Source organism: Kocuria sp. KRD140 (assembly GCF_017168375.1).
Taxonomy (GTDB): domain Bacteria; phylum Actinomycetota; class Actinomycetes; order Actinomycetales; family Micrococcaceae; genus Kocuria; species Kocuria marina.
Window position 1 is genome coordinate 250520 of the sequence record NZ_JABFAW010000004.1, and the last position, 26365, is coordinate 276884.

General features: G+C 68.4%; 21 protein-coding genes. 11 read left to right on the forward strand and 10 right to left on the reverse strand.

Going from position 1 to position 26365, the window contains the following annotated elements; genetic code table 11:
* Position 1 precedes the first annotated feature (1 nt).
* The 3 genes from J1M36_RS05305 to J1M36_RS05315 form a co-directional block, all read right to left on the reverse strand.
* The gene (locus J1M36_RS05305) at positions 2-1948 is read right to left on the reverse strand and encodes an ABC transporter ATP-binding protein (protein ID WP_231885616.1); all 1947 of its coding nucleotides are present in this window, start codon (positions 1946-1948) and stop codon (positions 2-4) included.
* A 50-nt stretch (positions 1949-1998) separates the two neighbouring features.
* The gene (locus J1M36_RS05310) at positions 1999-2484 is read right to left on the reverse strand and encodes a MarR family winged helix-turn-helix transcriptional regulator (RefSeq protein ID WP_064846950.1); all 486 of its coding nucleotides are present in this window, start codon (positions 2482-2484) and stop codon (positions 1999-2001) included.
* A gap of 86 nt (positions 2485-2570) precedes the next feature.
* Positions 2571-3908: an MFS transporter gene (locus J1M36_RS05315; protein WP_206478799.1), complete on the reverse strand. Its 1338-nt coding sequence runs from the start codon at positions 3906-3908 to the stop codon at positions 2571-2573.
* 43 nt (positions 3909-3951) lie between these two features.
* Here J1M36_RS05315 and J1M36_RS05320 point away from each other — a divergent pair, with 43 nt between their 5' ends.
* Positions 3952-4644: a hypothetical protein gene (locus J1M36_RS05320; protein ID WP_206478800.1), complete on the forward strand. Its 693-nt coding sequence runs from the start codon at positions 3952-3954 to the stop codon at positions 4642-4644.
* Between the two features lie 78 nt (positions 4645-4722).
* On the opposite strand, the gene J1M36_RS05325 is transcribed toward J1M36_RS05320, so the two are convergent.
* Positions 4723-5013 carry a hypothetical protein gene (locus tag J1M36_RS05325; protein WP_206478801.1) on the reverse strand — a complete coding sequence of 97 codons (291 nt, stop codon included), beginning with the start codon at positions 5011-5013 and terminating at the stop codon, positions 4723-4725.
* Between the two features lie 146 nt (positions 5014-5159).
* Between J1M36_RS05325 and J1M36_RS05330 the strand changes: the two genes are divergently transcribed.
* The 4 genes from J1M36_RS05330 (at position 5160) to J1M36_RS05345 (ending at position 9915) form a co-directional block, all read left to right on the forward strand.
* Entirely contained in the window at positions 5160-5990 is an 831-nt protein-coding gene (locus tag J1M36_RS05330; protein WP_206478802.1) for an aldo/keto reductase, read from the forward strand.
* A 206-nt stretch (positions 5991-6196) separates the two neighbouring features.
* Positions 6197-7708, forward strand: a complete 1512-nt coding sequence (locus J1M36_RS05335; protein WP_064846946.1) for a peptide MFS transporter — start codon at positions 6197-6199, stop codon at positions 7706-7708.
* A gap of 246 nt (positions 7709-7954) precedes the next feature.
* Positions 7955-9463 (forward strand): APC family permease, encoded by a 1509-nt coding sequence (locus tag J1M36_RS05340; protein WP_206478803.1) that lies wholly within the window; start codon positions 7955-7957, stop codon positions 9461-9463.
* 41 nt (positions 9464-9504) lie between these two features.
* A complete protein-coding gene (locus tag J1M36_RS05345; protein WP_206478804.1) occupies positions 9505-9915 on the forward strand; it encodes a universal stress protein in 411 nt (136 codons plus the stop codon).
* Between the two features lie 147 nt (positions 9916-10062).
* Here the strand turns inward: J1M36_RS05345 and J1M36_RS05350 are convergent, their stop codons facing one another.
* Positions 10063-10917, reverse strand: coding sequence for a phosphatase PAP2 family protein (locus tag J1M36_RS05350; RefSeq protein WP_206478805.1), 855 nt, complete (start codon positions 10915-10917; stop codon positions 10063-10065).
* 338 nt (positions 10918-11255) lie between these two features.
* Here J1M36_RS05350 and J1M36_RS05355 point away from each other — a divergent pair, with 338 nt between their 5' ends.
* The 3 genes from J1M36_RS05355 to J1M36_RS05365 all read left to right on the forward strand — a co-directional run bounded on the left by J1M36_RS05355 (position 11256) and on the right by J1M36_RS05365 (position 16020).
* Positions 11256-12470: an ROK family transcriptional regulator gene (locus J1M36_RS05355; protein WP_206478806.1), complete on the forward strand. Its 1215-nt coding sequence runs from the start codon at positions 11256-11258 to the stop codon at positions 12468-12470.
* 255 nt (positions 12471-12725) lie between these two features.
* Positions 12726-14156: a sugar porter family MFS transporter gene (locus tag J1M36_RS05360; RefSeq protein ID WP_206478807.1), complete on the forward strand. Its 1431-nt coding sequence runs from the start codon at positions 12726-12728 to the stop codon at positions 14154-14156.
* Positions 14157-14358: 202 nt separating this feature from the next.
* Positions 14359-16020 carry a thiamine pyrophosphate-dependent enzyme gene (locus J1M36_RS05365; protein ID WP_206478808.1) on the forward strand — a complete coding sequence of 554 codons (1662 nt, stop codon included), beginning with the start codon at positions 14359-14361 and terminating at the stop codon, positions 16018-16020.
* Between the two features lie 91 nt (positions 16021-16111).
* Here the strand turns inward: J1M36_RS05365 and J1M36_RS05370 are convergent, their stop codons facing one another.
* Positions 16112-17368 carry an MFS transporter gene (locus J1M36_RS05370; protein WP_206478809.1) on the reverse strand — a complete coding sequence of 419 codons (1257 nt, stop codon included), beginning with the start codon at positions 17366-17368 and terminating at the stop codon, positions 16112-16114.
* Between the two features lie 140 nt (positions 17369-17508).
* On the opposite strand from J1M36_RS05370, the gene J1M36_RS05375 reads away from it, so the two are divergent.
* On the forward strand, positions 17509-17886 hold the full coding sequence (locus tag J1M36_RS05375; protein WP_241246871.1) for a hypothetical protein: 378 nt from the start codon (positions 17509-17511) through the stop codon (positions 17884-17886).
* Here J1M36_RS05375 and J1M36_RS05380 read toward each other — a convergent pair.
* Together J1M36_RS05380 and lysX are read right to left on the reverse strand one after the other, a co-directional pair.
* Positions 17870-18544, reverse strand: coding sequence for a DedA family protein (locus J1M36_RS05380; RefSeq protein ID WP_064845497.1), 675 nt, complete (start codon positions 18542-18544; stop codon positions 17870-17872). The two genes, J1M36_RS05375 and J1M36_RS05380, sit on opposite strands and share 17 nt — an antisense overlap.
* 132 nt (positions 18545-18676) lie before the next feature.
* On the reverse strand, positions 18677-22006 hold the full coding sequence (gene lysX / locus J1M36_RS05385; RefSeq protein WP_206478810.1) for a bifunctional lysylphosphatidylglycerol synthetase/lysine--tRNA ligase LysX: 3330 nt from the start codon (positions 22004-22006) through the stop codon (positions 18677-18679).
* Positions 22007-22158: 152 nt separating this feature from the next.
* On the opposite strand from lysX, the gene J1M36_RS05390 reads away from it, so the two are divergent.
* Positions 22159-23313 (forward strand): alpha/beta hydrolase-fold protein, encoded by a 1155-nt coding sequence (locus tag J1M36_RS05390; RefSeq protein ID WP_206478811.1) that lies wholly within the window; start codon positions 22159-22161, stop codon positions 23311-23313.
* Positions 23314-23464: 151 nt separating this feature from the next.
* Complete coding sequence (locus J1M36_RS05395; RefSeq protein ID WP_241246872.1) at positions 23465-23872, forward strand: hypothetical protein; 408 nt, start codon at positions 23465-23467, stop codon at positions 23870-23872.
* Positions 23873-23909: 37 nt separating this feature from the next.
* Here J1M36_RS05395 and J1M36_RS05400 read toward each other — a convergent pair whose 3' ends face one another.
* Together J1M36_RS05400 and J1M36_RS05405 are read right to left on the reverse strand one after the other, a co-directional pair.
* Positions 23910-25160: an MFS transporter gene (locus J1M36_RS05400; protein ID WP_206478812.1), complete on the reverse strand. Its 1251-nt coding sequence runs from the start codon at positions 25158-25160 to the stop codon at positions 23910-23912.
* Positions 25161-25669: 509 nt separating this feature from the next.
* Positions 25670-26365 (reverse strand): rhomboid family intramembrane serine protease (locus J1M36_RS05405; RefSeq protein WP_241246873.1); only part of this gene is annotated, 696 nt, incomplete at its 5' end.

Below are 26365 nucleotides of genomic sequence, written 5' to 3' on the forward strand. Positions count from 1 at the left end.
CTCAGCCCCGGCCCGTGCCGCCGCGTTCCAGCGACGCCGACGACGCCGGTCCGGCGCCTTCCTTGGGCCGGGTGGCGTCATCGAGCCGGGCAGCGGCGTCGTCCTTGCGGCCCACCGCGAACTGCGTGGCGTGCAGCTCCGCGTAGCGGCCAGCGCGTGCGAGCAGTTCCTCGTGGGAACCGCGCTCCACGATTCGGCCGGCCTCGATCACGAGGATCTGGTCCGCCTGGCGGATCGTGGACAGCCGGTGCGCGATGACCACGGCGGTGCGCCCGGACATCGCCTCGTCGAGTGCCGCCTGCACGTAGGCCTCGTTCGTGGAATCCAGGGCGGAGGTCGCCTCGTCCAGGATCACCACGCGGGGTTGGGCCAACAGCAAGCGAGCGATCGTGAGGCGCTGGCGCTCGCCACCCGAGAGCCGGTAGCCGCGCTCCCCCACGACGGTGTCCAGACCGTCCGGGAGGGATTCGATCACGTGCCGCAACCGAGCGCGCTCCAAGGCGTTCCACAGCTCGGCGTCCGTGACCCCCTCCCGGGCCACACCGAGGTTCGCGCGGATCGTGTCGTGGAACAGGTGCCCGTCCTGCATGACCATTCCCACGGAGCGGCGCAGGGATTCGAAGGTCGTGTCCCGCACGTCCTGGCCGCCGAGCCGGACCGCGCCCGAGTCGACGTCGTACAACCGCGCGACCAACTGCGCGATCGTGGACTTCCCGGCCCCGGAGGACCCCACGAGGGCCACGGTGTGGCCGGGTCCCGCCCGGAAGTCGATGTCGTGCAGGACTTCCTCGCCGCCGCGCGAATCCAGGACAGCCACGTCCTCGAGGGACGCGAGCGAGACCTTGTCCGCGGAGGGGTAGGAGAAGCGCACGTGATCGAACTCCACGGCCACGGGCCCCTCGGGCAGGGCACGCGCCTCGGGGCTCTCGGTGATGAGGGGCTTGATGTCCAGGACCTCGAACACGCGCTCGAAGCTGACCACCGCACTCATGATGTCCATGTGGGCGTTCGCCAACATGGTCAACGGGGTATACAACCTGGTCAGAAGCATGCCCAGGGCCACGACCGAGCCCGCGTCCAGGTGGCCCAGCAAGGCCTGCGCTCCGCCCACGCCGTACACGAGCGCCAGCGCGAGAGCGGAGACCAGGGTCAGGGCGGTGACGAACGTGGTCTGCAACATGGTCGCGCGGATCCCGATTCCCCGGACGTCGTTCGCGCGGGCGGCGAACTCCCGCGATTCCTGCGCGGGATCGCTGTAGAGCTTGACCAGGGTGGCACCACCGGCGGAGAACCGCTCGGTCATCCGCGTGGACATCTGGGCGTTGTATTGGGCGGAGCGACGCTGCAACGCGGCCAACCGGCCACCCATGGCCCGGGCGGGGATCAGGAAGATGGGCAACAGCAGCAGGGACAGCGCGGTGACCTGCCACGAGATGGTGACCATGACCCCTACGGTCAGCACCAGGGACACCACGTTGGACACCACACCCGACAGGGTCCCGGCGAACGCGCGCTGTGCGCCGATCACGTCCGTGTTCAACCGGGACACGAGAGCCCCGGTGCGCGTGCGGGTGAAGAAGGCGAGCGGCATGGTCTGCACGTGGTCGTACACGGCGGTGCGCAGATCGTAGATGAGCCCTTCACCGATCCGTGAGGACTGCCACCTGTTCAGCAGGGACAGTCCAGCGTCCGTGATGGCTACCGCCGCGATGGCCACCGCGAGCCACACCACCACGGAGACGTCGTGCCCGCCAGTGATCGCATTGACCACCCGCCCGGCCAGCACGGGCGTGACCACACCCAGAACGGCCAGGGCCACCGACACCAGGACGAACGCCAGGATCGCCTGGCGGTGGGGACGCGCGAACGTGATGATGCGTCGCACGGTTTCACCGCTGATCTTGCGGCCCTTGTTCTCCTGCCCCTTCATGGTCCGCCACATGGCCATGTGGGCGCTCTGCATACTCACGCTCGCAACTGTATCCCCGGGTCAGGGAATCACGCGGGGCAGTCCAGCCCCATGGCACCGCGGGTATTGGAGCCGCGGTTGAGGGCGCGGCCGATCTCACTGAGTTGGCCCACCTGCTCGGGGGCCAGTCGGTCGAAGACGATTTCCCGCACATGACGCACGTGGGCCGGAGCAGCCTCACGCAAACGTTCGAGTCCTGCAGGGGTGATCTCCGCGATCACCACGCGGCGGTCGTCCTGACGGCCCGCGCGAGTGACCAGCCCGTCTTTCTCCATCCGCGCGACGATTCGCGAGAGCCGGGACTGGGACGTGTTCGTGGCCGTGGCCAGAGCGGACATCTTGTGCCGGTGGTCCGGGGCTTCGGACAGCATGGCGAGCACCAGGTATTCCGCGAGTGACATGTCCTCCTCGCTGCGCAGCTGCCCCTCCACGGCACCCGGCAGGCGGAACATGATGGAGACGAGCGCGAGCCACGCTTCCCGCTCGTCCTCTGACAGCCACTTGGTCTCTTCCATACTCACGAGTGTAGTGAGCATATATTGACGCAGCAAATATTTCGCGTATCTAAGGAACTGGGTGACCCCCGCCCCACGCCCACCGCTCAGGCACCCAGCGTGCGACGCCGCCCCGCGAGCGCGATGAACACGCCCTGTGCTACGGCCACCCCGACCATCACGAGCAGCGGTGCGGTCCAGGACCCGGAGGCGTCCTTCAACAACCCGATCATCACGGGGCCGAGCGCGGCGAAGAGATACCCCACGCTCTGCGCCATGGAGGACAGGGCCGCAGCCCGGTGGTAGTCCGTGGTGCGCAGCCCGAACAGGGCCATGGCCAGCACGATCGCCCCGCCGGTGCAGAACCCGATGAACAGCGCCCACAACAGGGACAGGGAGGGGACGAACAGCAGACCCAGCAGACCGATCACCGCTGAGGCAGCGAACACCGCACCCAGACCGGATTGCTCCCGGAGCCGGGGGATCATGAACGCGGCGAAGAGAGTCCCCACGAGTCCGCACGCCTGGAACGCGAAGTGGTACCACCCGGCCTGGACCGGGGTAGCGCCGTCGGAGATCTGGATCGTCGGCAGCCACGTGACCATCGTGTAGTAGACGGTGGACTGCAGCCCCATGTACACGGTCACCTGCCAGGCCAGGGCGGAGCCCAGCGGGAGCCGGGCCCGGGAACGTGCAACGGACGCGGTGACGGCCGGGGGAACCGCCGGTGCGGCGTCGTCGTCCGCTCCTGAACCCGGAGTCGGCGAACCAGGCCCCGTCGCATCGGGGGCCGCCGAGCCGGGGGCCGCAGCCCGGGGAGCGGCAGTGCCCGAGCCCACCCGGGAGGCCACCCCCAGGATCCACGGCAGGAAGACGGCCACGCCGATGATCGCCACGGCCGCCCAGATCCCGAGCGCGAACCGCCAGCCGGACGGTGCGACGTCCGCGATGGGGACCACCACACCGGAGGCGAGCGCCGCGGTCAGCGCCGTGACCGCTTGGTACACACCCGTCATGGGGCCGATCCGGTGCGGCCAGTCACGTTTGATCAGGGACGGGATGAGCACGTTGAGCACCGCGATCGCCGCGCCCAGCAGTCCCGTGCCCACCCAGATCAGCCCGGGCCCGGGAACCGAGCGGACCACGATGCCCGCCGCGAGGACCACGAGGGCGAGACCCAGGACCCGTTCGAGCCGGAATGCCTCCGCGAGTCGCGGCGCGAAGGGGGAGATCACGGCGAACGCCACGAGCGGCAGGCTCACGAGCAGCGACGCCTGCGACGCGCTCAATCCCACCTCGTGTTCGATCTGCGGCAGCACCGGGCCCACCGCGGTGATCCCCGCCCGCAGGTTGGCCCCCAGCAGGAGCACGCCGACCAGCAGCAGTCCCGCGCGGGGCGCACGGGCGGACACAGAACGCTCGGGGCGTGGATCGACTGCGGGCACGGGGCCACCTCTCCTGGACGTCCATGCCACCATAATGGGAGGCATGGACTCCCACGACACCTGGCCCGCGCCCGTAACCGTTGACGACCGCGGGTTCGACGCCGCCGCCATGCGTCAGTTGGGCCGCGCACCCGCGTCGGACGACGCCGCAGGGACCGGTTCCGCGGGTACCGGCACCGGGGCCCCGGGGGCCGATCCCGACCTCTCCGCCAAGCCCACCCTGCGCGAGAAGCTCACGGCCTCCCTGCTGCTCGTAATCCCCCTGGTCTCCGCGCTCGTGGTGGTGCTCAGCGCCATCCGGTACACGGATACCCGTAACGGGCTGTGGCTCGGGGTCATCGCGGTGGTGCTCGCGCTGGCCGCGCTGTCCTGGGTCGCGGTGCTGCGGGGCGCGTTCGCCCGCGCCCGGGGCCACCTGGCCGCGCGGTTGCCGGGGGTGATCGGCCACGGTGTGGGCATCGTACGCGAGCTCGACGTGGAGTCCCCCTTCGACGAGAACGGCGTCTCGGACACCGTGACCGCCCACCTCACCCTGCGCGTGAACCCCACGCAGGGCCCGGCGTTCACCGCCGTGCTGGACGCGGTCTACGCACTGGCTGACGCCGAGAAGCTCACCGTGGGATCGCACGGGCCGGTGCGCTACCTGCGCTCGGACCCGGAGAACACGGTGGGGATCGAAACCCGGTTGCCCGAACTGACGGTGCAGCAGATCTACCGTGCCGCGGCCATGAACTGACCGCGGGGCAGGGTCCCATACCGCGCCGTCGTCATCAGCTCCGGTGCTGCGGAACGACGGCACACTCTCGGGGCAGGGTCATTGGCGGGAACCCTCGTGTGCGTCCCGGACCCACTCCTCGTCCCGGCGCAGGGACGACGAACCTGCGGGAGACGATCCGGCGGGCGGGACCGCCGCGTGCTGCTCGGTGTCCGCCTCGGGCTCCACGACCACCCGGGTGCCGGCACTGCGGGCGCGGGACGAGGAATCGGGAACGTCCGTGACGCTCACGGTCACCACGTTCAGGGCGATACCCAGGAGGAAGAAGATCCAGGCGGCCACGGCCACCGAGGCCAGGGCGAACAGCAGACCGATGAGCAGGAGACCCACGGACGTGAGGTAAGCGGGGGATTTGACGCGCCGGAAGTTGAACGGATCCGGCCCCGGCCAGGGACTTCACCGAGAACTTAACGGCTTGTCAGATCCGCGGCGCAGCAGTTCACTGGGAGTAGTTGTCACAGAAAGGATCCACCAGGATGTCCAAGAACCAGACACTTCAGCTCAACGACGGCCACTCCATCCCGCAGCTCGGCTTCGGCGTGTGGCAGGTGGAGTCCGATGTTGCAGAGGACGTGGTGGCCAAAGCCCTGCAGGTGGGCTTCCGCCACATCGACACCGCCGAGATCTACGGCAACGAGGAGGGCGTGGGTCGCGCGATCGCCAAGAGCGGCATTCCCCGCGAGGAGCTCTTCGTGACCACCAAGCTGTGGAACGACAATCAGGGCCACGACTCCGCCCTCCAGGCCATCGACGCGTCCCTCGAACGCCTCGGCCTGGACTACGTGGACCTCTACCTCATCCACTGGTCGCAGCCGAAGAAGGGCAAGTACCTGGAGACCTGGAAGGCGTTCCAGGAGATCAAGGACTCCGGCAAGGCACGCTCCATCGGCGTCTCCAACTTCACGGAGAAGGCCCTGCAGGACGTCGTGGACACCGGGGTGGTCCCCGCCGTGCACCAGATCGAACTGCACCCCTCCTTCAACCAGCAGCACATGCGCGAGATGGATGCCCGCAACGGCATTCTCACAGAGGCGTGGTCCCCGCTGGGCCAGGGCAAGGCGGAGCTGCAGGACGAGACCATCGGTGAGATCGCCCACGCCCACGACGCCACCCCCGCGCAGGTCATCATCGCGTGGCACCTGGCCCTGGGCAACGTGGTGTTCCCCAAGTCCGTGACCCCGGAGCGCATCCAGCAGAACTGGGACGCCCAGCAGGTCACCCTCACAGCGGAGGAGATCGAGGAGATCAACGGCCTCACCCGCGAGGACGGTCGACTGGGCTCGGACCCGGCTGACTTCAACGACTGACCGGGTGAGCGCCCACGGCCCAGCCGCCGCCCACCCGAGGTGACGCGGCGTCGTCGGCGCCCCCGTCCGTCGCTCACGCCTGACGCGCTGACCACGCCGTTCGGAGCGGGGCAATGGCCCCGGGACTCTGCCAGGAGGACCCGGGGCCGTTCCCGGGGTGCGTCGCAGGCCCGGGCACCCAGCCCGGGGGTGCATCATGGACTGTTATGAGTCAGAACAGCCCGGACGGCAGCCGCGCGCACACCGCGGCGGCCACACCCCAGCCAGCCCTCGACCCGCACAACCCCGCGGGCAGAAAAACCTTCTTCGGCCAGCCCGGAATGCTGGCCAACCTCTTTTCGGTGGAGATGTGGGAGCGCTTCTCCTTCTACGGCATGCAGGCCCTGGTCCTGTACTACATGTACTACGCCGTCTCGGACGGCGGTCTGGGCATCGACAAGGGCGTGGCCGCCGGGATCGTGGGTGCCTACGGCGGCACCGTGTACCTGTGCTCCATCCTGGGCGGCTGGATCGCGGACCGACTGCTGGGCTCCGAGCGCACCATGCTCGCTTCGGCGGTGCTCATCATGGCGGGCCACATCGCCCTGGCCCTGATTCCGAGCGTTCTCGGCCTGACCATCGGCCTGCTGTGCATCGCTGTGGGTTCCGGCGGTCTGAAGACCACGTGCGTGAACCTCGTGGGAACCCTCTACGAGCGTGACGACCCCCGCCGTGACGCGGGTTTCTCCATCTACTACATGGGTGTGAACATTGGTGGCCTGTTCGGCCCCCTGCTCACCGGCTTCGCGTGGGCCAAGTGGGGCTTCCACATGGGCTTCGGTCTCGCCGCGATCTTCATGGCCTTCGGCCTGGTGCAGTACACCCTCACCCGCAAGGGTCTGCCCGCCACGGTGCACACCGTGGCCAACCCGCTGCCCCGCTCGCAGTACGGCAAGTGGATCGGCATCGTCCTGGCGGCCGTGGTGCTCGTGGTGGTGCTGCTGCTCACCGGCGTCCTCAACCCCGGGAACCTCTCCAACGCCGTGATCCTCGTGGTGGTGGTCTCCGCCGTGGCGCTGTTCGTGACCATGCTGCGTGACAAGGAGCTCTCCCCGGACGAGCACTCCCGGGTGATCGCGTTCATCCCCCTGTTCATTGCCACCGCGGCATTCTTCTCGCTGTTCCAGCAGCAGTTCACCGTGCTCGCCATCTACGCGGACACCCGGCTGAACCTCAACCTGTGGGGCTTCGATTTCAAGCCCTCGCTGACCCAGTCCATCAACCCTGTGTTCATCGTCCTGCTGGGCATGGTGTTCGCGGCAGCGTGGACCAAGCTGGGCACCCGCCAGCCGAGCACCCCCGTGAAGTTCGGTGTGGCGCTGCTGCTGATCGGCGTGGCGTTCCTCACCTTCGTGACGCAGGCACACACGCCGTCCGTGTTCATCGGGTGGATCGTGCTCGTGCTGTTCTTCGCCACCCTGGGCGAGCTGTTCCTCTCCCCGGTGGGCCTGTCCCTGGCCACCAAGCTCGCGCCGCGGAAGTTCCCCGTACAGATGATCGCGCTGTACAACCTCTCCGTGGCCCTGGGTACCGCGCTGTCGGGCTCGCTCGCGGAGTTCTACTCCGCGGACAACGAAGTGGGGTACTTCGGCACCATGGGCGCGATCACCATCGTGCTCGGCGTCGTGATGCTCCTCGCGTCCAAGCCCATCCTGAAGCTGATGCGCGGCATTCGCTGAGTTCACCCTTCCCTGGGCGTGCGCCTCGTATCCGCAGCGGCGGGTGCGGGACGCGTCGTCGTACCGGACGACGACGTCGCCCGCGCCCTTCCCCGGCACGGCTCGCCGCGCCGGGTCGTCCGGTGCTCCCACCACCCGGACCGCATCCTTTATGGTTACCTGTACGCATGAGCCGCGGGTCACATCCATGTCATCGGAAACCGGTGCCAGTCAGCGGCTGCACGAGGCCGATCCGCGGAGGAAACCATGAGCGATTCACCAGCGTCGAAGGATGTCACCTCGTCATCCACGGCGAGCAGTCGGACACCGGGCGCATCCGGCGCCGCCGGGGCACCCGCGTCCTCGGGGGGCGGGCATGAGCTGAAGCGGGTCATGGGTCCGGGATTGTTGCTCCTGTTCATCGTGGGGGACATCCTGGGCACGGGCGTCTACGCGCTGACCGGCAACATCGCCGGTGAGATCGGCGGCGCCGCGTGGGCACCCATTCTCATCGCGTTCGTGGTGGCCACGATCACCGCGTTCTCCTACCTGGAACTCGTGACCAAGTACCCCGGGGCCTCGGGTGCGGCGCTCTACACGCACAAGGCGTTCGGGATCCACTTCCTCACGTTTCTCGTGACGTTCGCCGTGCTGTGCTCGGGACTGACCTCCGCCGCCACGGCATCCAGCACCGTGGCCTCCAACTTCGCCAAGGGTTTCCACCTGGACGTGGGCCCGCTGGGAATCACCATCGTGGCCGTGGCCTTCCTGGCGATCCTCGCGCTGGTCAACCTGCGCGGGGTGTCCGAATCGGTCAAGCTCAACGTGGTGCTCACGTGCATCGAACTCACCGGCCTGCTGATCGTGATCCTGGTCGGGTTCTGGGCCGCGGCCCAGGGCAGCGCGGACTTTAGCCGCACGGTGATCTTCGAGACCTCGGACGACAAGGGCATGTTCCTGGCCCTGACCGCCGTCACGTCCCTCGCGTTCTTCTCCTTCGTGGGCTTCGAGGACTCGGTCAACATGGTCGAGGAGACCAAGGACCCCACGCGCAACTTCCCGCGCGTGATGCTGCTGGGCCTGTGCATCACCGGCGTGATCTACGTGCTGGTGTCCGTGTTCACGGTGGCGATCGTGCCCATTGGTGAACTGGGACAGTCCACGACCCCGCTGCTGGACGTGGTGCGCATCGGTGCCCCCGGTCTGCCGATCGACACCATTTACCCGTTCCTGACCATCTTCGCGGTCGCCAACACCGCATTGATCAACATGCTCATGGCCTCGCGCCTGCTCTACGGCATGGCGCGGCAGGGCGTGATCCCGGGCTTCCTGGGCAAGGTGCTCCCCGGGCGTCGCACCCCCTGGGCCGCGATCATCTTCACCACAGCACTGGGCATGGTGCTCATCATCCTGGTGAACAACGCGATGGGTAAGGGCACCGCCGCGGCATTGGGCGGCACCACGGCGTTGCTGTTGCTCGCCGTGTTCACGGTGGTCAATGTGGCCGCCGTGATCCTTCGCCGTGACCGCTCCCAGGAGGGTCACGACTACTTCCACGCCCCGCGCGTCCTGCCCTACCTGGGCGCCATCACGTGCGCGTTCCTGCTGGGGCCATGGGCGCAGGACGTCATCGAGTACCAGATCGCGCTCGTCCTGATCGCCCTGGGCCTGGTCCTGTGGTTGCTGAACTTCCTGTACGCCCGCCTGTTCACGGGTCGCCGCACCCGCTTCCATCGCCCCGAGGACCTCGCCCACCTGGAGGACGTGGACCGCTGAGTCCACTCCCCCACCCACCCGCTCACGGACCCGGAGACGTCATGAACATCGTTGTCGGATACTTACCCACTCCCGCCGGCCGGGCCGCCCTGCGCGCCGGGATCACCGAGGCCACCCTGCGTTCGGCGGACCTCGTGGTGGTCCAGGGCCATCACGCCAAGCGCTGGGGGCGGCACACCGGCCCCGAGGACACCGAAGCCGCCATGAAGGAGGACCGCGCCGCGCTCGACGAGAGCGGCGTGTCCTACGAGCTGGTCCCCGTGGCGCACGACGCCGATCCGGCGGACGTTATCCTCGAGGCCACCGATCGCGACCGGACCGCTCTGCTCGTGATCGGGACACGCCGGCGCACTCCGGTGGGCAAGTTGATCATGGCCCCCACCACGCAGCGGCTGCTGCTCGAGGCCGGGTGCCCTGTGCTGTGTGTGAAGGCGGGGTACGACGCCGCCTGAGTGAGCGACGTCGACCGTTTCCCGTCACGCGCCAGCGGCCCTGACGGGGAGTGACCACGCGAGCCACCAGCCATCGCCCTGTGGAACGGCGGGCCGGACCCCAAGGTCCGGCCCGCCGTCGTCGGTGGTACGTGATGGAAAGGACGCTCAGGCCGCGCGGTCGGTCCGCTCGTCGTGCCGCGCGGCGCCGTCCAGAGCGGTACTGCCCCGCGCGGGCCGGTACGACGGCGCGGGCGCGGTTGTCGTCGTGGAGCCGGCACCGCGCATGGTCGCGGGTGCGGGTTGGGACACCCCGGCCTGACGCCACGAGAACCCAAAGGCGAGAGCGGGCACCACCTTGTTGGCCAGGGCGCACCCGGCCATGACCCCTGCCCAGGCCACGGGCACGGCGGCCAGGATGTCCAACGGGTAGTGCGCGCCCGAGTACATGCGGGCGGCCCCGACGATCACCACGGCCAGCGTGCCGAGCAGCGCGATCCGACGCCGTGAGGAACGGCGGGAGGCCACGAGACCCATGGCCAGCGCGATCGCCACGACCGCACCCGTGTGCGAGGACGGGAAGGACATGGAGCCGGTGACCGGTGCGAGGGCCTCCCCGCTCAGGAACGTGGGACGCGGCCGCTCCACGAACACCTTGACCAGACCCACGGCACCCCATCCGGCGAGGGCGGTGATGCCGAACCCGGTGGCGTCGAGGGGGCGGCGTCTGAGGACGGCCAGCCACCCGATGACGGCGGCGATGATCAACACCACTGCGCCGTTGGACAGTGCGTACTGCACCGCGGTGGCCACCGCGTCCAAAAGAACGTTGCGATGCTGGGAGAGCCCCTCGAGCAACGCGGTCTCCCCGTGGGTGATCTGCGGTGACAACACCACCAGACGCCCAAGGGTTGCCGTCAGCAACACCGTGACCAAGGGAACGGCCACTCGGTGACGCAACTGCGGCAACCGCCACGGGGACCCGCCCGGCGAGGGGGAAGTGTGCTGCGCCGGATAGGTCATGTGTCAATGGTGACACGAGACACTCAACGATTCCTGAAGTGGGCGTGTCGCACGCGGTGTGGCGTCCCAGACGCGGAGTTCCAGGGTGTTCCAGGGTCGGCGTCGAGGTGCGGGCGCACCGTGCCCCGCGGGCCGAGAACGAGGTTTCACGTGAAACGTGTAATCCGAAAACACTTTTTTATGGTTGCATGATTCGATCGGAATATACTTGATGGGGATGGGTAATCCAGTTATGTGATTTTTCTTCCGCGGACACCATCACAGGGCGCTCAAAAAGTTCATTTCCCGAATACTGACTACACTCAGCCCTCAAGAAACATTCGCGAAGGGAAGAGACGATGGCGTCCACACCCCCACCCCCCACACACCCGCCCTCGCCGCAGCCTGCCTCCGCGCAACTGACCGCCCCGGGGTCTCAGGCGGCACTGCGCCTGGCCAATCGCCGCAGGGTCGTGGACGCGGTGCGCGAGCTGGGTGCGGCGACCCAGGCGAGCATCGCGCGGGAGACGGCCCTGGCGCCGTCGACGGTCTCGTCCATCGTCCACGAGCTCACCGCGTGCGACCTGCTCGCCATGGAACCCGAGCACGGCGGGCGGCGCGGGCAGCGCGTGCACTTCAGCGAGAGCGCCGGCTACCTGGTGGGAGTGGACGTGGGCCACCGCCACGCGAGCGTGGCCGTGGCGGACCTGAACCTGGACGTCCGCGCGCAGCGGCGCATCGACCTCCCGGCCGGGCACCGCGCCGAGGACGTACTGACCGGGGCGCGAGAGATCCTCGACGAGTTGCGGACCTCGCTCGATGTCCCCGCCCAGCGCATCCTGGGCGCGGGGCTCACCCTTCCCGCACCCGTGGACGCCGAGTGCCGCGGCCTCGGTTCGGGGGCCATCCTCCCGGCGTGGGCCGGGCTGGACCTGCGAGCGCTGGCCGCCGGGACGCTGGGCTGTCCCACCGTGGTGGAGAACGACGCGAACGCCGGGGCCGTGGCCGAGCACGCGCTCGGTGCGGGGCGTGGGACGGCCCACATGGCCTACCTCAAGCTCTCGCACGGCGTGGGTGCCGGGCTGATCCTGGGCGGCGGGCTGTACCGCGGGGCCACCGGGTCCGCGGGCGAGATCGGCCACGTGACGCTCGACGAACGCGCGGGGCTGTGCAGGTGCGGCAACCGAGGGTGCCTCGAGACCTTCGTGTCCTCCCAGACCGTGCTGGACGTCGTGGCCTCCTCGGGTCGGCGCGTGGAATCCGTGGGTGACGTAATCCGGGAGGCACTGGCCGGCGATCCCGGATGCACCCGGGTGATCACGGACACCGGGCGGTTGATCGGCGGCGCCGTGGCGCAGCTGTGCAATGCGTTCAACCCGGAACTCGTGGTCGTGGGCGGGGAGCTCGCGCGCGCCGAGGACCTGCTGCTCGATCCCGTGCGGGACGCAGTGCAGCGCTACGCGGTACGCGGTTGCGTGTCCGGGCTGCGGATCGCCACCGCGCAGCTCGGGGCCCGGGCGCACCTCACGGGTGCGCTCATCCGTGCGCGGGCCGAGACGTCCCTCCCCGTGTAAGACGTCCGGGGCACACCGGCCGCCGCAAACGACACGCGGGAAATTTGTCTTCGACTCATGGACATTTTGTGATCTGGGTCCTACCCTGGGTTCACTGTCCTTCCCCGGCAGCCGCCCTCCCTGGTCCCACGAGCTGGTTCCAGGAGACGAAAACCCGCCTCGTACGGGCCCCTCGACCGGTACATCCCCGGAACGGGACGCATGATGCCCGGGAGCGGGAAGCGTTGAATTTCGATACAGCAAGGGAGCTGCGGGATGAGCCATCCAGCGCAAGCACACTCGCCGGAGCGTCATCAGACGAACACCGGCGCGGTCATTCGCATCACCACCGTGGCCGCGTTCGGCGGCCTCCTCTTCGGGTACGACTCCGCCGTGATCAACGGTGCGGTCTCCTCCATCCAGTCCACGTTCGACGTGGGTCCGGGGCCCCTGGGCTTCGCGGTGGCCGCGGCCCTCCTGGGCGCCGCCGTGGGTGCGTTCTTCGGTTCCCGCATCGCGGACCGCACGGGGCGCATCCCCATCATGAAGATCGCGGCACTGTTGTTCCTGCTCTCGGCGATCGGCTGCGGTTTCACGCAGTCCATCGAATGGCTCGTGTTCTGGCGGGTCGTGGGCGGTATCGGCGTGGGTGTGGCGTCCGTGATCGCACCGGCGTACATCGCGGAGGTCTCCCCCGCACACCTGCGCGGACGCCTGGGCTCCCTGCAGCAGATGGGTATCGTGCTGGGCATCTTCCTGTCCCTGCTCATCGACGCCCTGCTCGCACACGGGGCCGGTGGCGCCGCCAACGAGATGTGGTTTGGGCTGGCCGCGTGGCGCTGGATGTTCCTGGTCATGGCCGTGCCCGCCGTGCTGTACGGCATCGGCGCGTTCCTGATCCCCGAGTCGCCGCGCTACCTGGTCTCGGTGGGTCGTCCGGACGAGGCGCGCGCCGTCCTCTCCCGGATCCACGGTGACGACGCCGTGGACGCCCGCGTTTCCAAGATCCGCAGCACCGTGGACGACGAACGCAAGCCCCGCTTCGCGGACCTGCGCGGTTCCATGGCCGGGCTCAAGCCCGTGGTGTGGGTGGGCATCGGCCTGGCCGCCCTGCAGCAGTTCGTGGGCATCAACGTGATCTTCTACTACTCCAACGTGTTGTGGGAGTCAGTGGGCTTCAAGGAGTCCGATTCGTTCACCATTTCCGTGGCCACCTCCGTGGTCAACGTGGCGGTGACCATCGTGGCCATCTTCCTGGTGGACCGGATCGGGCGCCGACCGCTGCTGCTCCTGGGCTCCGCCGGCATGGCCCTGTCCCTGGGTGTGATGTCCGTGGTGTTCGCGACTGCCACCAAGGTCATGGTGGACGGCCAGCTCACCCCCGAGCTCGGCCCCGTGGCCGGACCCGTGGCGCTGATCGCCGCCAACCTGTTCGTCGTGTTCTTCGGTGTCTCGTGGGGTCCGCTCATGTGGGTCCTGCTCGGTGAGATGTTCCCCAACCGCATCCGCGGCGCGGCGCTGGCCGTGGCCGGTGCGGTGCAGTGGATCGCCAACTGGGCCGTGACCGTCTCCTTCCCCTCGCTGTCCAACTTCTCGCTGGGACTGACCTACGGCATCTACGCGTTCTTCGCGCTGGTGTCCCTGGTCTTCACCATCAAGATGGTGCGGGAGACCAACAACGTGGAACTCGAGGACATGCACGCCTGATCCCACTCTCCCCGTCCCGATGCCCCGGTTCGCGTTACACGCGCACCGGGGCATCGTCACACCGGGTTCACGGCCGTGATAACAGCTCGTCGCAATACCGGTAGGGGTCGGGTGTTCGGGTATTTTCAAGACAGATTTGCCGCTGCCCGGGCATCGGGGCCCGGGAAGCACGACACATTCAACGACGAAAAGAGAGCCTCCCATGACGCAGCACACCGACTCCTCGATCTCAGGACGCAAGTCCGCGGGCCACGTGATCGTGGATTCCCTCGCGGCGCACGGGGTCGAGCGCGCCTACGTGGTTCCCGGCGAGAGTTACCTGGACGTCCTGGACGGGCTCTACGACTCCCCCATCGACACTGTGGTGTGCCGTCAGGAGGGTGGCGCCGCGTACATGGCGGAAGCGGACGGGAAGATGAACGACGTCCCGGGCGTGGCCATGGTGACCCGTGGTCCCGGCGCAGCCAACGCGCACGTGGGCCTGCACACCGCGTGGCAGGACTCCACGCCCATGGTGTTGTTCGTGGGACTCATCCCGTTCGAGCACCGTGAGAAGGAAGCGTTCCAGGAGTTCGACCCGCATCAGTGGTTCGCCTCCGGGGCCAAGCGCGTGATGGTCCTGGACCACGCGGAGCGGGCCTCCGAGTACGTGGCCGAGGCCATGTTCGCCGCGCGTTCCGGGCGTCCGGGGCCCGTGGTGGTGGGCCTGCCCGAGGACATCATCACCCGGCAAATCGAACCCACGGTGCACCCGGAGATCCCGGTGGCCGGCGGCGGGATGACCGTGGAGGACTGGAAGGCCCTCGAGTCCGCGCTCAAGGAGTCCCAGAAGCCCCTGTTCGTCTTCGGTGGTAACGATTGGACCTCGCAGGGCGCGCAGCATTTCACCGCGTGGCTCGAGGAACACCACATCCCCGCCGCCGCGGAGTGGCGCTGCGAGGGCACCGTCCCGTTCGACTCCCCCTCGTACGTGGGACCCATCGGTTACGGCCGCCCCAAGCCCACCCACGATCTGCTGGAGGAGACCGACCTGCTGGTGTTCGTGGGCACGGTCCCCGGTGATGTAATCACCAACGGCTTCCTGGTGCGCCAGGACTGGACCAAGAAGAACTTCATCGTGACCATGGACCCCTCCATGCGCGGGCGTTCCGGCGCGGTGACCTACCAGATCGTGGCCAAGCCGGACGTGTTCGTGCGTGACCTGGTGCGCATGAACCTGCCCGTCTCGGACGTGTGGCGGAACTGGTGCGCGCGGATGCGTCAGCAGCAGGTGGATTTCTCCACCCCCAAGGACGCCTCCCCCGCGGACGGCCCGGCCTCGATGGACACCATGATGGCGAACCTCGTTGCGACCCTCCCCGAGGACGCCATGGTCACCTTCGGCGCGGGCGAGCACACCAACTGGGCCCACCGCTACTTCCCCACGAACGGCTACGCGTCCATGATCTCCGCGCGCAACGGCTCCATGGGTTACTCGATCCCCTCCGCTGTGGCGGCGTCCCTGAACTACCCCGGCCGCCGCGTGATCTCGATCGCCGGGGACGGCGAGTTCCTCATGAACGGCCAGGAACTCGCGACCGCCGCGCAGTACGGCGCCACTCCCCTGGTCATCGTGATGGACAACCAGGAGTACGGCACCATCCGTACCCACCAGGAACAGCACTACCCGGGTCACGTCTCCGGGACCCAGCTGAAAAACCCGGACTTCGCGGCCATGGCCACGGCGTTCCACGGTTTCGGCGTGCGTGTGGAGCGCGAGTCCGAGATCCCCGGGGCGCTTGAGCAGGCTTACAAGGCGATCGACGAGGACCACACGTTCGCGTTGATCCACCTGGTCGTCCAGCAGCGCAACAAGGCATACTGATCCCGATATAAATACTTGTCACGACGCCGCGTCGCCCGTCCCCAGGGAGGGGCACCGCGGCGTCGTCGTCCGTTCAGGACACGCGCGAGGATCACCGCAAGGGGTGGGCGGCCTGATCCCGGTACATCCGCCCGACGACGACCGCGACCACGCCGAGCGTGGGGGTCAGCAGTGCGACACCCCAGAAGATCGCTTCCGGTGCCAGCACCTGCGAGACGGGTCCGGCCACGGCCATGGAGATGGGCATGAGGGACAGCGAGACGAAGAAGTCCAGGGACGAGATCCGCCCCAGCATGTGCCCGGGCACCCGCCGTTGCAGGAGCGTGCCCCAGATGACCTGACCCGCGCCACCCGTGGCCCCGAAGATGCACAGCGCCGCCGCCATGACCCACCACGAGTCGGTGCCACCCACCAGACCGAACGGCAGGGTGCCGAAACCCCACAGCCAGATCATGGTCGTGAGGTACTTGCGGGGCAGTTGCACTGATGCCATGATGCTCGAGCCCACGGCCGTGGACACCCCGTACAGCCCCAGCATGGCGCCGTAACTCGCAAGCGATCCGCCCAGCCGGTCCACCACCAGGAACGGGACGAGCACCTCGAGCGGGCCGATGAACAGGAACACCGCGCTCATGGCCCACAAGAGCGTCCACAACAACCACGGGGTGCGCACGCAGTACCGGAACCCGTCCACGAGATCGCGAAGGACGGAGGGCCGGGCGGTGTCCACCGCAGGGATCGGTCCGGTGACCTCGCGCTCCGGGATCCGTAACCGCAGCATGAAGGACAGCGCGATCGCGTGGCACACCGCGATCGCCAGGACGGACGCCCCCGGGAGGGCCAGGCCCGTGAGGACCCCGCCCACCGCGGGCCCGGCCGCGATCTGCAGCAGGGGGCGGGCCGTGCCCTCCACGCCGTTGGCCGCGAGCAGCTGATCGGGCGGCAGGATCCTGGGCAGGGCCGCGGAGTAGGCGGGGTAGAAGAACCCCACGGTGCCGGCGAAGACGAACGCGGCGAGCGCGAGGTGCCACAGCGCGAGGGTGTCGGTCCAGGTGAGGATCACGATGGTCAACGCCGTGACCAGGTTGGTGACCTCCACGCACCGCAGGATGAGTCCCAGGGGCAGGCGGTCCGCGGTGACCCCGCCGAGCAGCACGAAGCACACCATGCCCACCGCGCCGGCGGCCATAACGAGGGACAGTTGCACTGCGGAACCCCCGAGCGCCATGACCCGCGCCACGAGGGCCACGGCCCACAACCCGGAGCCGAAGACGCTCATGCACATGGCCACGGCGAGCACCGTGTACGCACGTGACGAGAACGGCCGCAGGGCCCGGGGAAGTTTCACCCGCACAGGTTACCGGTACGTTGTCACGGGGACCACACCGGTGCCATACGGTGAGGACGGAAGCCTGTCCGTCCCCGCCGTGGAGGAGTCATCGTGCGCGCAACCCATGTCCTCGAGAAGGGGACCATCCTGACCGAGCAGTGACCGACCCCGGAGGCCACGCGGGCACGTGCGTGATCATGGGTGCGGGCTCCGCGGGCCTGTTCTTCCTCCAGGACGCGCTGCGCCGACGCTTCGAGCAGGTGATCGTCTCGGACAAGCAGGAATCACGCTTGCGGATCGCCCGGGAGCTGGGGGCGTACACGGTCCGGGTCCCGGACGAGGAACTGGCCTCCGTGGCCGCCCAGTGCGAGCCCGGTCTCGTATCCTTCCACAAGGCCGTGCGCCGCATCCACGACGGCGAGGTGACCGTGGACTACTGCCTGGGCCCCGTATACCCGTTCGAGGAGGCCGGCGAGGTGCTGCGGATCGTCGAACGCGGCGGGGACGGCCGCGTCAAGTTCACGATCGTCCCGTAGCACTTTCTTGCGGTCCCCGGTCCCGGAACCCCTTGAGGATCTGCAGGGCCACCGGGATCACCGAAATCACCACGATCAGGATCGCGATCAGGTCCACGTGGTCACGGATCAGCGGGATCCCGCCCAGCAGGGACCCGGCCACCACCATGATGGTCACCCACAGGAAGCCACCCAGGACGTTCCACCCCACGAAGCGGCGGTACGGGTGGCGCGCCGTGCCCGCCACGAGCGGGACGTACGTGCGGATGATCGGGACGAAGCGCGCGAGCACGATCGCCCTGCCGCCGTAGCGCAGGAAGAAGTCCTCCGTGCGGTTGAGGTAGGAGGTCTTCAGGAACCGGGCGTCGTCGGAGAAAAAGCGCCGGCCGAACCGGTTACCCAGGAAGTAGCCCACCTGGTCCCCCGCGACCGCCGCGATGAACGGTACCAGGATCATGAGCCACAGCGGGACCTGCAACGCCTCGTGCAGCAGTCCACCCGTGAACAGCAGGGAGTCCCCGGGCAGGAACGGGAACAACAGCCCCGATTCCACGAACACCATCAGGGTGGTCCCGGCGAGCGCCCACGGCCCCAGCTGCTCGAGCAGTTGGGCGGGATCGCCTAGCGGTGGCAGCTGCGGGATCAGCGTTCCCGCGGTGTGCAGCAGTTCAAGCGTCATGGTGACCCACTCTTCTCCTCGTGGGCCGGGTGCCGCGCACCACGGTCCTGTTCCTCCCCGGACGACGGCGCTCGCCCGGGGTAGCTCGTTCGTCCCGCGGTGTGCCCGCAACCGGGGTCGCGCGGGGCGCGATCACGGCTGCTGCGGCTTCACGAACGGGAAACTCAGGACGTCGCGGATGGTCGTGGCGGTCATGAGCATGACCAACCGGTCCAGCCCGATCCCCATGCCACCGGCCGGGGGCATGCCCACCTCCAGGGCGTCCAGGAAATCATTGTCCACCTGCATGGCCTCGAGGTCCCCCGCGGCGGCCTTGAGCGACTGCTCCGTGAGCCGGCGGCGCTGGACCACCGGGTCGGTCAGCTCGGAGTACGCCGTACCGACTTCCATGCCGTTGACCACCAGGCCCCAGCGTTCCACGAGCCCGCGCTCGGAGCGGTGGGGTGCGGTCAGCGGGGAGGTCTCCTCCGGGAAGTCGCAGTAAAATGTGGGGAACACGGTGTGCGGTTCCACGAGCTCCTCATAGAGGCTCTCGAGCACCGCCCCGGGGCCCATGCCCGGACCGATCTCCACGTCGTGCTGCGCGGCCACTGCGAGCAGGGTCTCGAAGTCCGACTCGATCGAGATCCGCCGTCCCGCCGCCTTGCTCACCGCATCCGTCACGGCGATCACGGGCCGCGGCCCGGACACGTCGGTCAGCACGGGCGCGGCGTCGGGGTTGTGCACGTCGTACAGGGGCAGCACCTGGGTACCGTGCAACGCCTGGGCCACCGTCTTGATCATCGTCTCGGTCAGCTCGCGCATGACCGTGTAATCCGCGAACGGGTGGTACGCCTCGAGCGCGGTGAACTCCGGGTTGTGGGTCGCGTCCGCGCCCTCGTTGCGAAAGTTGCGGGCCACCTCGAAGATGGGCCCGCTGCCCGCCACGAGCAGTCGCTTGAGGTACAGCTCGGGTGCGATCCGCAGCGTGAGGTCCATCCCGTACGCGTTGATGTACGTGCGGAACGGGCGCGCCGAGGCCCCACCGTGCACCGTGTTCAGCACCGGTGTCTCGACCTCGCGGTAGCCCTGCCCGGTCAACACGCGGCGCACGGTGTCCACCGCGAGCGAGCGCTGACGCAACAGGTCCATCCCGCGCGGGTGCACCAGGAGGTCCATGGACCGCTTGCGCAGCCGCTGTTCCGGGTTCTCGAAACTGCCGAACGGGACGGGCTGCAGCGCCTTCGCGGCCATCGTCACCCGCTCGGCGAGCACGGACTCCGTGCCGGTGCGGGACACACCCCAGTGCCCGTCCACCATCACGAGATCACCCACGTCCAGGTTGGGCCGGATCGCCGCCCAGGACGCGTCCACGCGCTCGCGGTCCACGAGCACCTGCACGGTCGCGCCGCCGTCGGTCAGGTCCAGGAAACCCACGCCTCCGAAGTCGCGGAACCTGCGGACGCGCCCGCTCGTGCGCACGGCCGACGACGCCGCGGCGTCGCCCCGGCGCGCGAGCACCGCAGCGAGGGGCTCGGCCTCCGCAAGACCCACAGGGTAAGGGTCGATCCCCGCGTGGGCCAGGGCACGCGCGTGCCGCATGCGGTGGCGGGTCTGCTGCGAGCGCTTGGGGGCCAGGACGCGCCTGGGTGCGGGTTCGTGGTCGATCGCGCGCACCGCGGCGAGTGTTTCGGCGTCGAGCTGCGGCTGCGACCCCGTGCGCACGAACACCGCGGGCAGGAATCCCTCCACCTGGGCCGTGGCGGCCGCCATGCGGGGCAGGGACAGGAAGCCGTCGAAGCACGCGTAGCGGGGTACCCACTCGGGCAGGTACTTGGCGTTGGCCCGGTACAGGCTCTCGAGCTGGAAGAACCGGTCCATGAAACCCAGCACCGAGGAGTTGAAGCGGGTGATCACACCGGCACCGAGCTTCTCGGCGTCCTCGAAGACCCCGCGGAACATCGCGAAGTTCAAGGAGACCTCGCGGATCCCGTGGGACGCCCCGTAGTCCATGAGCTCCGAGACCATCAGTTCCGTGGTGCCGTTCGGCGCTTGGGGTCTGCGCCGCATCACGTCCAGGGACAGTCCGCGCCGACCCCACGGGACGAACGAGAGCAGGCCCAGCGCCGCGCCGTCGCGATCGCGGGCGACGACGAGCATGCAGCGACCGTCCGCCGGGTCCCCCCAGCGGTTGAGCGCCATGGAGAACCCGCGGTCCGGTTCGTTCCCGCGCCACTCGTCCGCGAGCCGCCCCATGCGCTCGAGCTCCTGCGGGTCAAGGTCCTCGTACCGGGCGATCTCCACCGTGAGCCCGGCCCGGCGCGCATGCCGCACCGCCCGGCGCACCGCGGTCATAGAGGAGTTGGCCAGGGAGAAGCGGTCGGGATGCAGGACGGCCTCGTCCCCCATGACCAATACGCTCATTCCCAGAGAGGCATACACCCGTGCGCCCCGTTCGGATGCCGAGGTGACGGCCGGGAGTAGGCCGTAGTGATGCGTGCGCGCGAGCCAGCGTTCCACGGCGTTCGTCCACGCCGCGGGGTCCCCCACCGGGTCACCGGAGGCGATCGCCACCTGACCCACCACCCGGAAGGTGACGCATGCGCGTCCGTCCACGGAGAAGACCGAGATCTTGTCGCGGCGGGTCGCGAAGTACCCCAGGGAGTCCTCGTCACCGTACTGCGCGAGCAGCGAGCGCACCGCGATCTCGTCCCCGGGCCGCCACGACGCCGCACGGGAGGACGAGCGCAGGAAGATCAGCACCGCGAGCACGATCGTCAGGGCCAGCAACACGGAGGTCAGTTCGGGGAGCCACGGCGGGACCGTGCCGTGGAAGTGTCGCCGGGGGCCCGCCCAGCCGAGGCTGCGCACGAGGGCTTGGGCGAGGACGTTCCAGTCGTCGATCGCCGAGTTCGTCGTGACCAGTAGCACCGCGTGGGTGGCCATGATCGTCAGGACCACACCGCCCACGAGGGTCCCCAGGGCGGCCATCGCCCCGCGCGGGGCCGTGCGCGCGGGGAACGCCGGGCGCAACCACCACAGCAGGCACAGCGCGGCGATGCCCACCACGATGGCCACGACGTCCAGGGTCACGAGCACCACGGAGGGGATGGGCCCGTGATTGGGGACCTCGGGGCCCATTGCCCGCAGGACCTCCTGGAACACGGACCACAGCACACCCACAATCTGGGCGATCGCGACCGTGACCAGCGCGATGCGCTTGCGGCGCACGAGCGCACCGGTGAGCAACCCGAGCACCACCACGGACACGAGCGAGGGCGCCACGGGGATGTTGAGGGTCCCGAAGAGCAGGGTGGGCAGCGGATTGATGCGCACCACCCAGTGCAGCAGGAGCAGGACCACCCCCACGAGGGTGGCCACGGCGAAGACCCACGTGAGGATCCTCGCCCACCGCCGTTGCGCCGACGTGGTGGTGCTGAGCTCGGGCACACGGCAACCGTGCGCGAGCTGGGCGTCAACCATCAACTTCCCCTTACGGGCCCGACGAGTGTAGCGCGGCGCCGATGTACCTATGCTGTTTTTCCGTACGGCTACCCATCGGTTATGTCTTATTCCGCCGGGCTTCGTACTGCACACAAGATACGTGGGGAATCTCTGGGAACGAGCAATTCGCAATGGCGTTCTTCGAGCCGAACGGGTGGCCCCTGTTCATCATCACCGTGACCTTGGCCTTCCTGGCGCTGGCATTCACCGTCGTGGTGCTGCCGCGGCAACGCCGGCCGGGAATCCTCAAGTACGTGATGCAATTCGTGTGCGTGGCGCTCGTGTCCCTGTTGGTGCTGGTGGGGATCTTCCTCAAGATGAACATGGACAACCAGTGGTATTCCAGTTGGGGGGACCTACTCTCCGACGGTGGCGGCCAGGTGGCCGTCACGGATGTGGGTGCCACCGCCGCGGCGGCCAAGCCCATCAAGGACCCGCCGCACCGGGCGTTCAACGCCATGCAGACGAACCCCACGCAGAACGCGTTCTTCGGGTCCCAGATGGATCCCAACAACACGTCAGGGCAGTGGGTGAATCTGAAGATTCACGGACCGCAATCCGGCATCACGCAGGAAGCCACCGTCTGGTTACCGCCGTCCTACATGACACAACCGCAGCGGGCGTATCCGGTGATCACCGCTTTCACCGGTTTCCCCGGGGACGTGAAGACCTATACCAAGGCCATGGACATCGCCCAGCACATTCGTTCGCGGGTCAACAGCGGCGCCATGCGGGGAGCCATCGTGGTGATCCCGAACGTTTATCCCGGTAACAACGACACCGAATGCGTGGACAGCAACAACGGTCAGTGGGAGAGCTATGTGAGCAAGGACGTGGTCTCGTGGATCCGCGGCAATCTACGGGTGTCCACGGACCGGGAAGCCGGGAGCACGTTGGGCTACAGCGCCGGTGGTTGGTGCTCGTCCATGTTCGCCGTGCGTCACCCGGACGTCTGGGGCAGCAGCGTGAACCTGGCCGGGTACTTCGCCCCCACGTACAGCAAGGGCCAGCAGTGGAAGACCACGGATCCTCGCTCCTACGACCTGGCCTCGGTCGTGGCCCGGGACAAACCGGACGTGAAGATCTGGTTCTTCTCCGGCGGTGAGGACACCATCTCGGTCGACGCGGTGCGCAAGTTCGCGGCGTCGGTGTCCCCGCCCACGACCCTGGTGTCCAACATCTCACAGAGCGGCGGCCACCGCGTGGCGCTGTGGGAGGCCCAGCTGGATCCGTCCCTCGAGTGGCTCAGCGGCACGTCCCCGGCCTTCGCGCCCGTGAGCTCCTGACCGGCACGGCGTAGATGAACACCTAGAAATACGCGCTCAGCGTCCTACTCACGGCCCTGGGTGGTTTCGACCCCGCGCCCATGCTCATCCTCGCGGCAGCATCTCGGCGTGGATCGAACTGGTCCTCGCCCTGGCTATCGGTGGCTACGCCGTGTGGCGGGTGGTGGGGGCGCAGCGCCCCCGGGGCCGCGACACCCCCGAGGAGAAGCCCGCCACGAGTCCGTGGGCCCTGAACGTGACCGCGGTGGTCTTCGTGGGCATCGTGATCTTCGATCTCCCGTTCGACGTGCACGTGGCCACCGCCGCCTCACAACCCCCGTCCCACGCGGTGGCCGGATGGATCGCGTGGTCCCTCATCAGTCAGTTCCCCCTGACACTTCTGATGCTACTGACGATCCTGGGGAAACAGCAGCGGTTTTCCCGGGTCATGCGCAGGGCGTGGGCCGCCGTGTCCCCGTGGGTCAACCGGCTGGTCACCGCTGCGCTGGGCCTCGCGGCGCTGCTCATGCTCCTGGACGCCGGGGAGTTCCTGCTGGTGGGCCACATCCTGGTCCAGTAAGGCGCGGGCCGGGTGTCCGCGGAGCACGGGTGGGGCGTCAGACGGCCTGTTGCGAGGCCGTCACCGGGAGGCCGGCCTCGAGCCGACGCCGCCGGTCCGCCTTCTGGCGCTTGACACCCGCGAGCGCGAGGAGACCTCCGATCACGGCCAGCGCGGCCGCCACGAGGGCCGGGGAGCGGTAGCCGAAACCGGCGGAGATCACCGCACCGCCCAGCAGGGCCCCGATCGAGTTGGCCACATTGAACGCCGCGTGGTTAAGCGATGCGCCCATGAGCTGGGCGGGCCCCGCCGCCGTGATGAGCCAGCTCTGGATGCTGGGCATGATGAACGAGTTGGCCAGTGCCATGAGGAACCCGGCCACGAAGATCCCCACGGGGGATCCCGCGAGCGCCCCCACGAGCAACAGTGCCGCGGTGAGCGCCGGGAAACCCACGGCCATGGTGCGCCGGGCACTGCGGTCCGCGCTGATCCCGCCCAGGATGTTGCCCAGGGTCATGCCGATTCCCACGACCGCGAGCAACCACGGGATGCCGGCGCCGGACAGCCCCGCCAGCTCACGGCTCATCTGGGTCAGGTAGCTGTAGATCGCGAAGAACCCGCCGAAACCGATCCCCGCGATCCCCATGACGATCCACACCTGCGGCAGCCGGAACGCCCGCAGTTCACGGCGCCGGTTCGCTCCGACCACCCGGTCCTGGTGGGGGACGGTCAGCCACACGCCGATCGCAGTGACCGCGAAGACCACGGCCACCGCGACGTATGCCATGCGCCAGCCGTAGGCCTGACCGACCGCCGTCATCACGGGGACACCTACGACGTTGGCGACCGTGAGCCCCGATAAAGCAAGTGCCACACCCTTGGCCTGGTTCCCCGGACCCATCACGGTGGCGGCCACGAGGGACGCCAGACCGAAGTATGCGCCATGGGGAATACCCGCGAGGAACCGCATCACCAGGAGGGACTCGAACGTGGGCACGATTGCAGAGGCGAGGTTGCCCATGAGCAGTGCCGCGGCCATCACGAGCAGCATCATGGTGCGGGAGGACTTCGCGGCGAAGAAGGAGATGACCGGGGCCCCGACCACGACACCTATGGCGTACGCGCTCACGAGCCACCCGGCGCGTGCGATCCCGGTCTCAGAGGACGCACCGTAGAGATCGGGCAGGAGGTTCTGGGCGATCTGGGGCAACAGTCCCATGGACGCGAATTCCGTGCAGCCGATGCCGAAACCGCCCAGGGCCAGGGCGAACAGCGCGAGTCTGCGACGGGCGGGGGTCAACTGGGACATGGACGCGCGACCTTTCGAGGATTCGCAGGTGGGGCTCCCCAGAGGGATGCGGGCGAGTGGCCGCAGAGGCCGTGGCGATCGGTCCGTGGCCTATGACAGCGCACCGCGCAGGCGCTCGTAGCGGGTGAACCGCGCGGGCGGACCATTCGGGCAGCACCCGGGCGGGCACAGGATCAGTACAACACGGTGCACGCGCGATTTATTCACGAGCCCGCACACGTGTGGGTGAGGTCACGATCGTGAACTGTCCCCACCCCGTGCACGAAAATTATCCACAGGTGTGGAGAACCTTGTGCATATCGCGATCGACATGTCCCCTCCAGGGCAGTCCTAGCGCGCTGTCGCGGTATCCACAGGGGTGTTCACAGTTGTGGAATTACACATCTGTAAGTTGTTAACAGGTGTGGACAACCCCTGTGGACAGCCATTGGGACGCCCGGATCAGAGTGCGAGCCCCGACCCGGATCCGGCGGAACGGGAGAGCTTTCCCTGCTTACGGCCGGGCCCGGTCAGAGTCGGCGACGCAACCCCGGCAGCATGGCGAGCGCCACGAGACCACCGGCGATCAACCCGCCCACGTGCGCCTGCCAGGCGATGCCGCCCACCAGGAAACCGAAAGCCAGGTTGATCGCGATCAACACCGCGATGGGCGTGATGTTGTTCTTGAAGTGGCGCATGAACACGAACATGGCGCCGAAGAGCCCGAAGACGCCGCCGGACGCCCCGATGACGAGCACCCACGGATTACCGAGCAACAGCACTCCCACGGATCCGCCCAGCACGGACACCACGAACAGGACGGCCATCCGCCAGGTCCCCAGCAGCGGCTCGAGCATCCGACCGAAGAGATAGAGCGTGTACATGTTGAGCAGTAGGTGCAGCGGTGAGGGCATCGCGTGGACGAAACCGCTCGTGAGCATCCGCCACGGCTGGGTGTCCGTGAGCGAGGGAGCGTATCCCAGGATGCTCGTCAGGCTGTAGGGCGTGAACAGGCTCGTGAGCCACTGCAGGCCCCACATGACCACGCAGATCCCGATGAGCGTCCACGTCACGGGCATGCCCCCGACGCGCTGGGGGCTGCGACGACGGCGCGGGGCAGCGCCGTCGTACCCGCCGCGTGGCGCGCCACCCGGGTGGGCGGACTGCTGACCGTGGACGTACTGCCCGTACCGCGGGGCGGGAACGGGCGCGCCGCTCCACGGGGC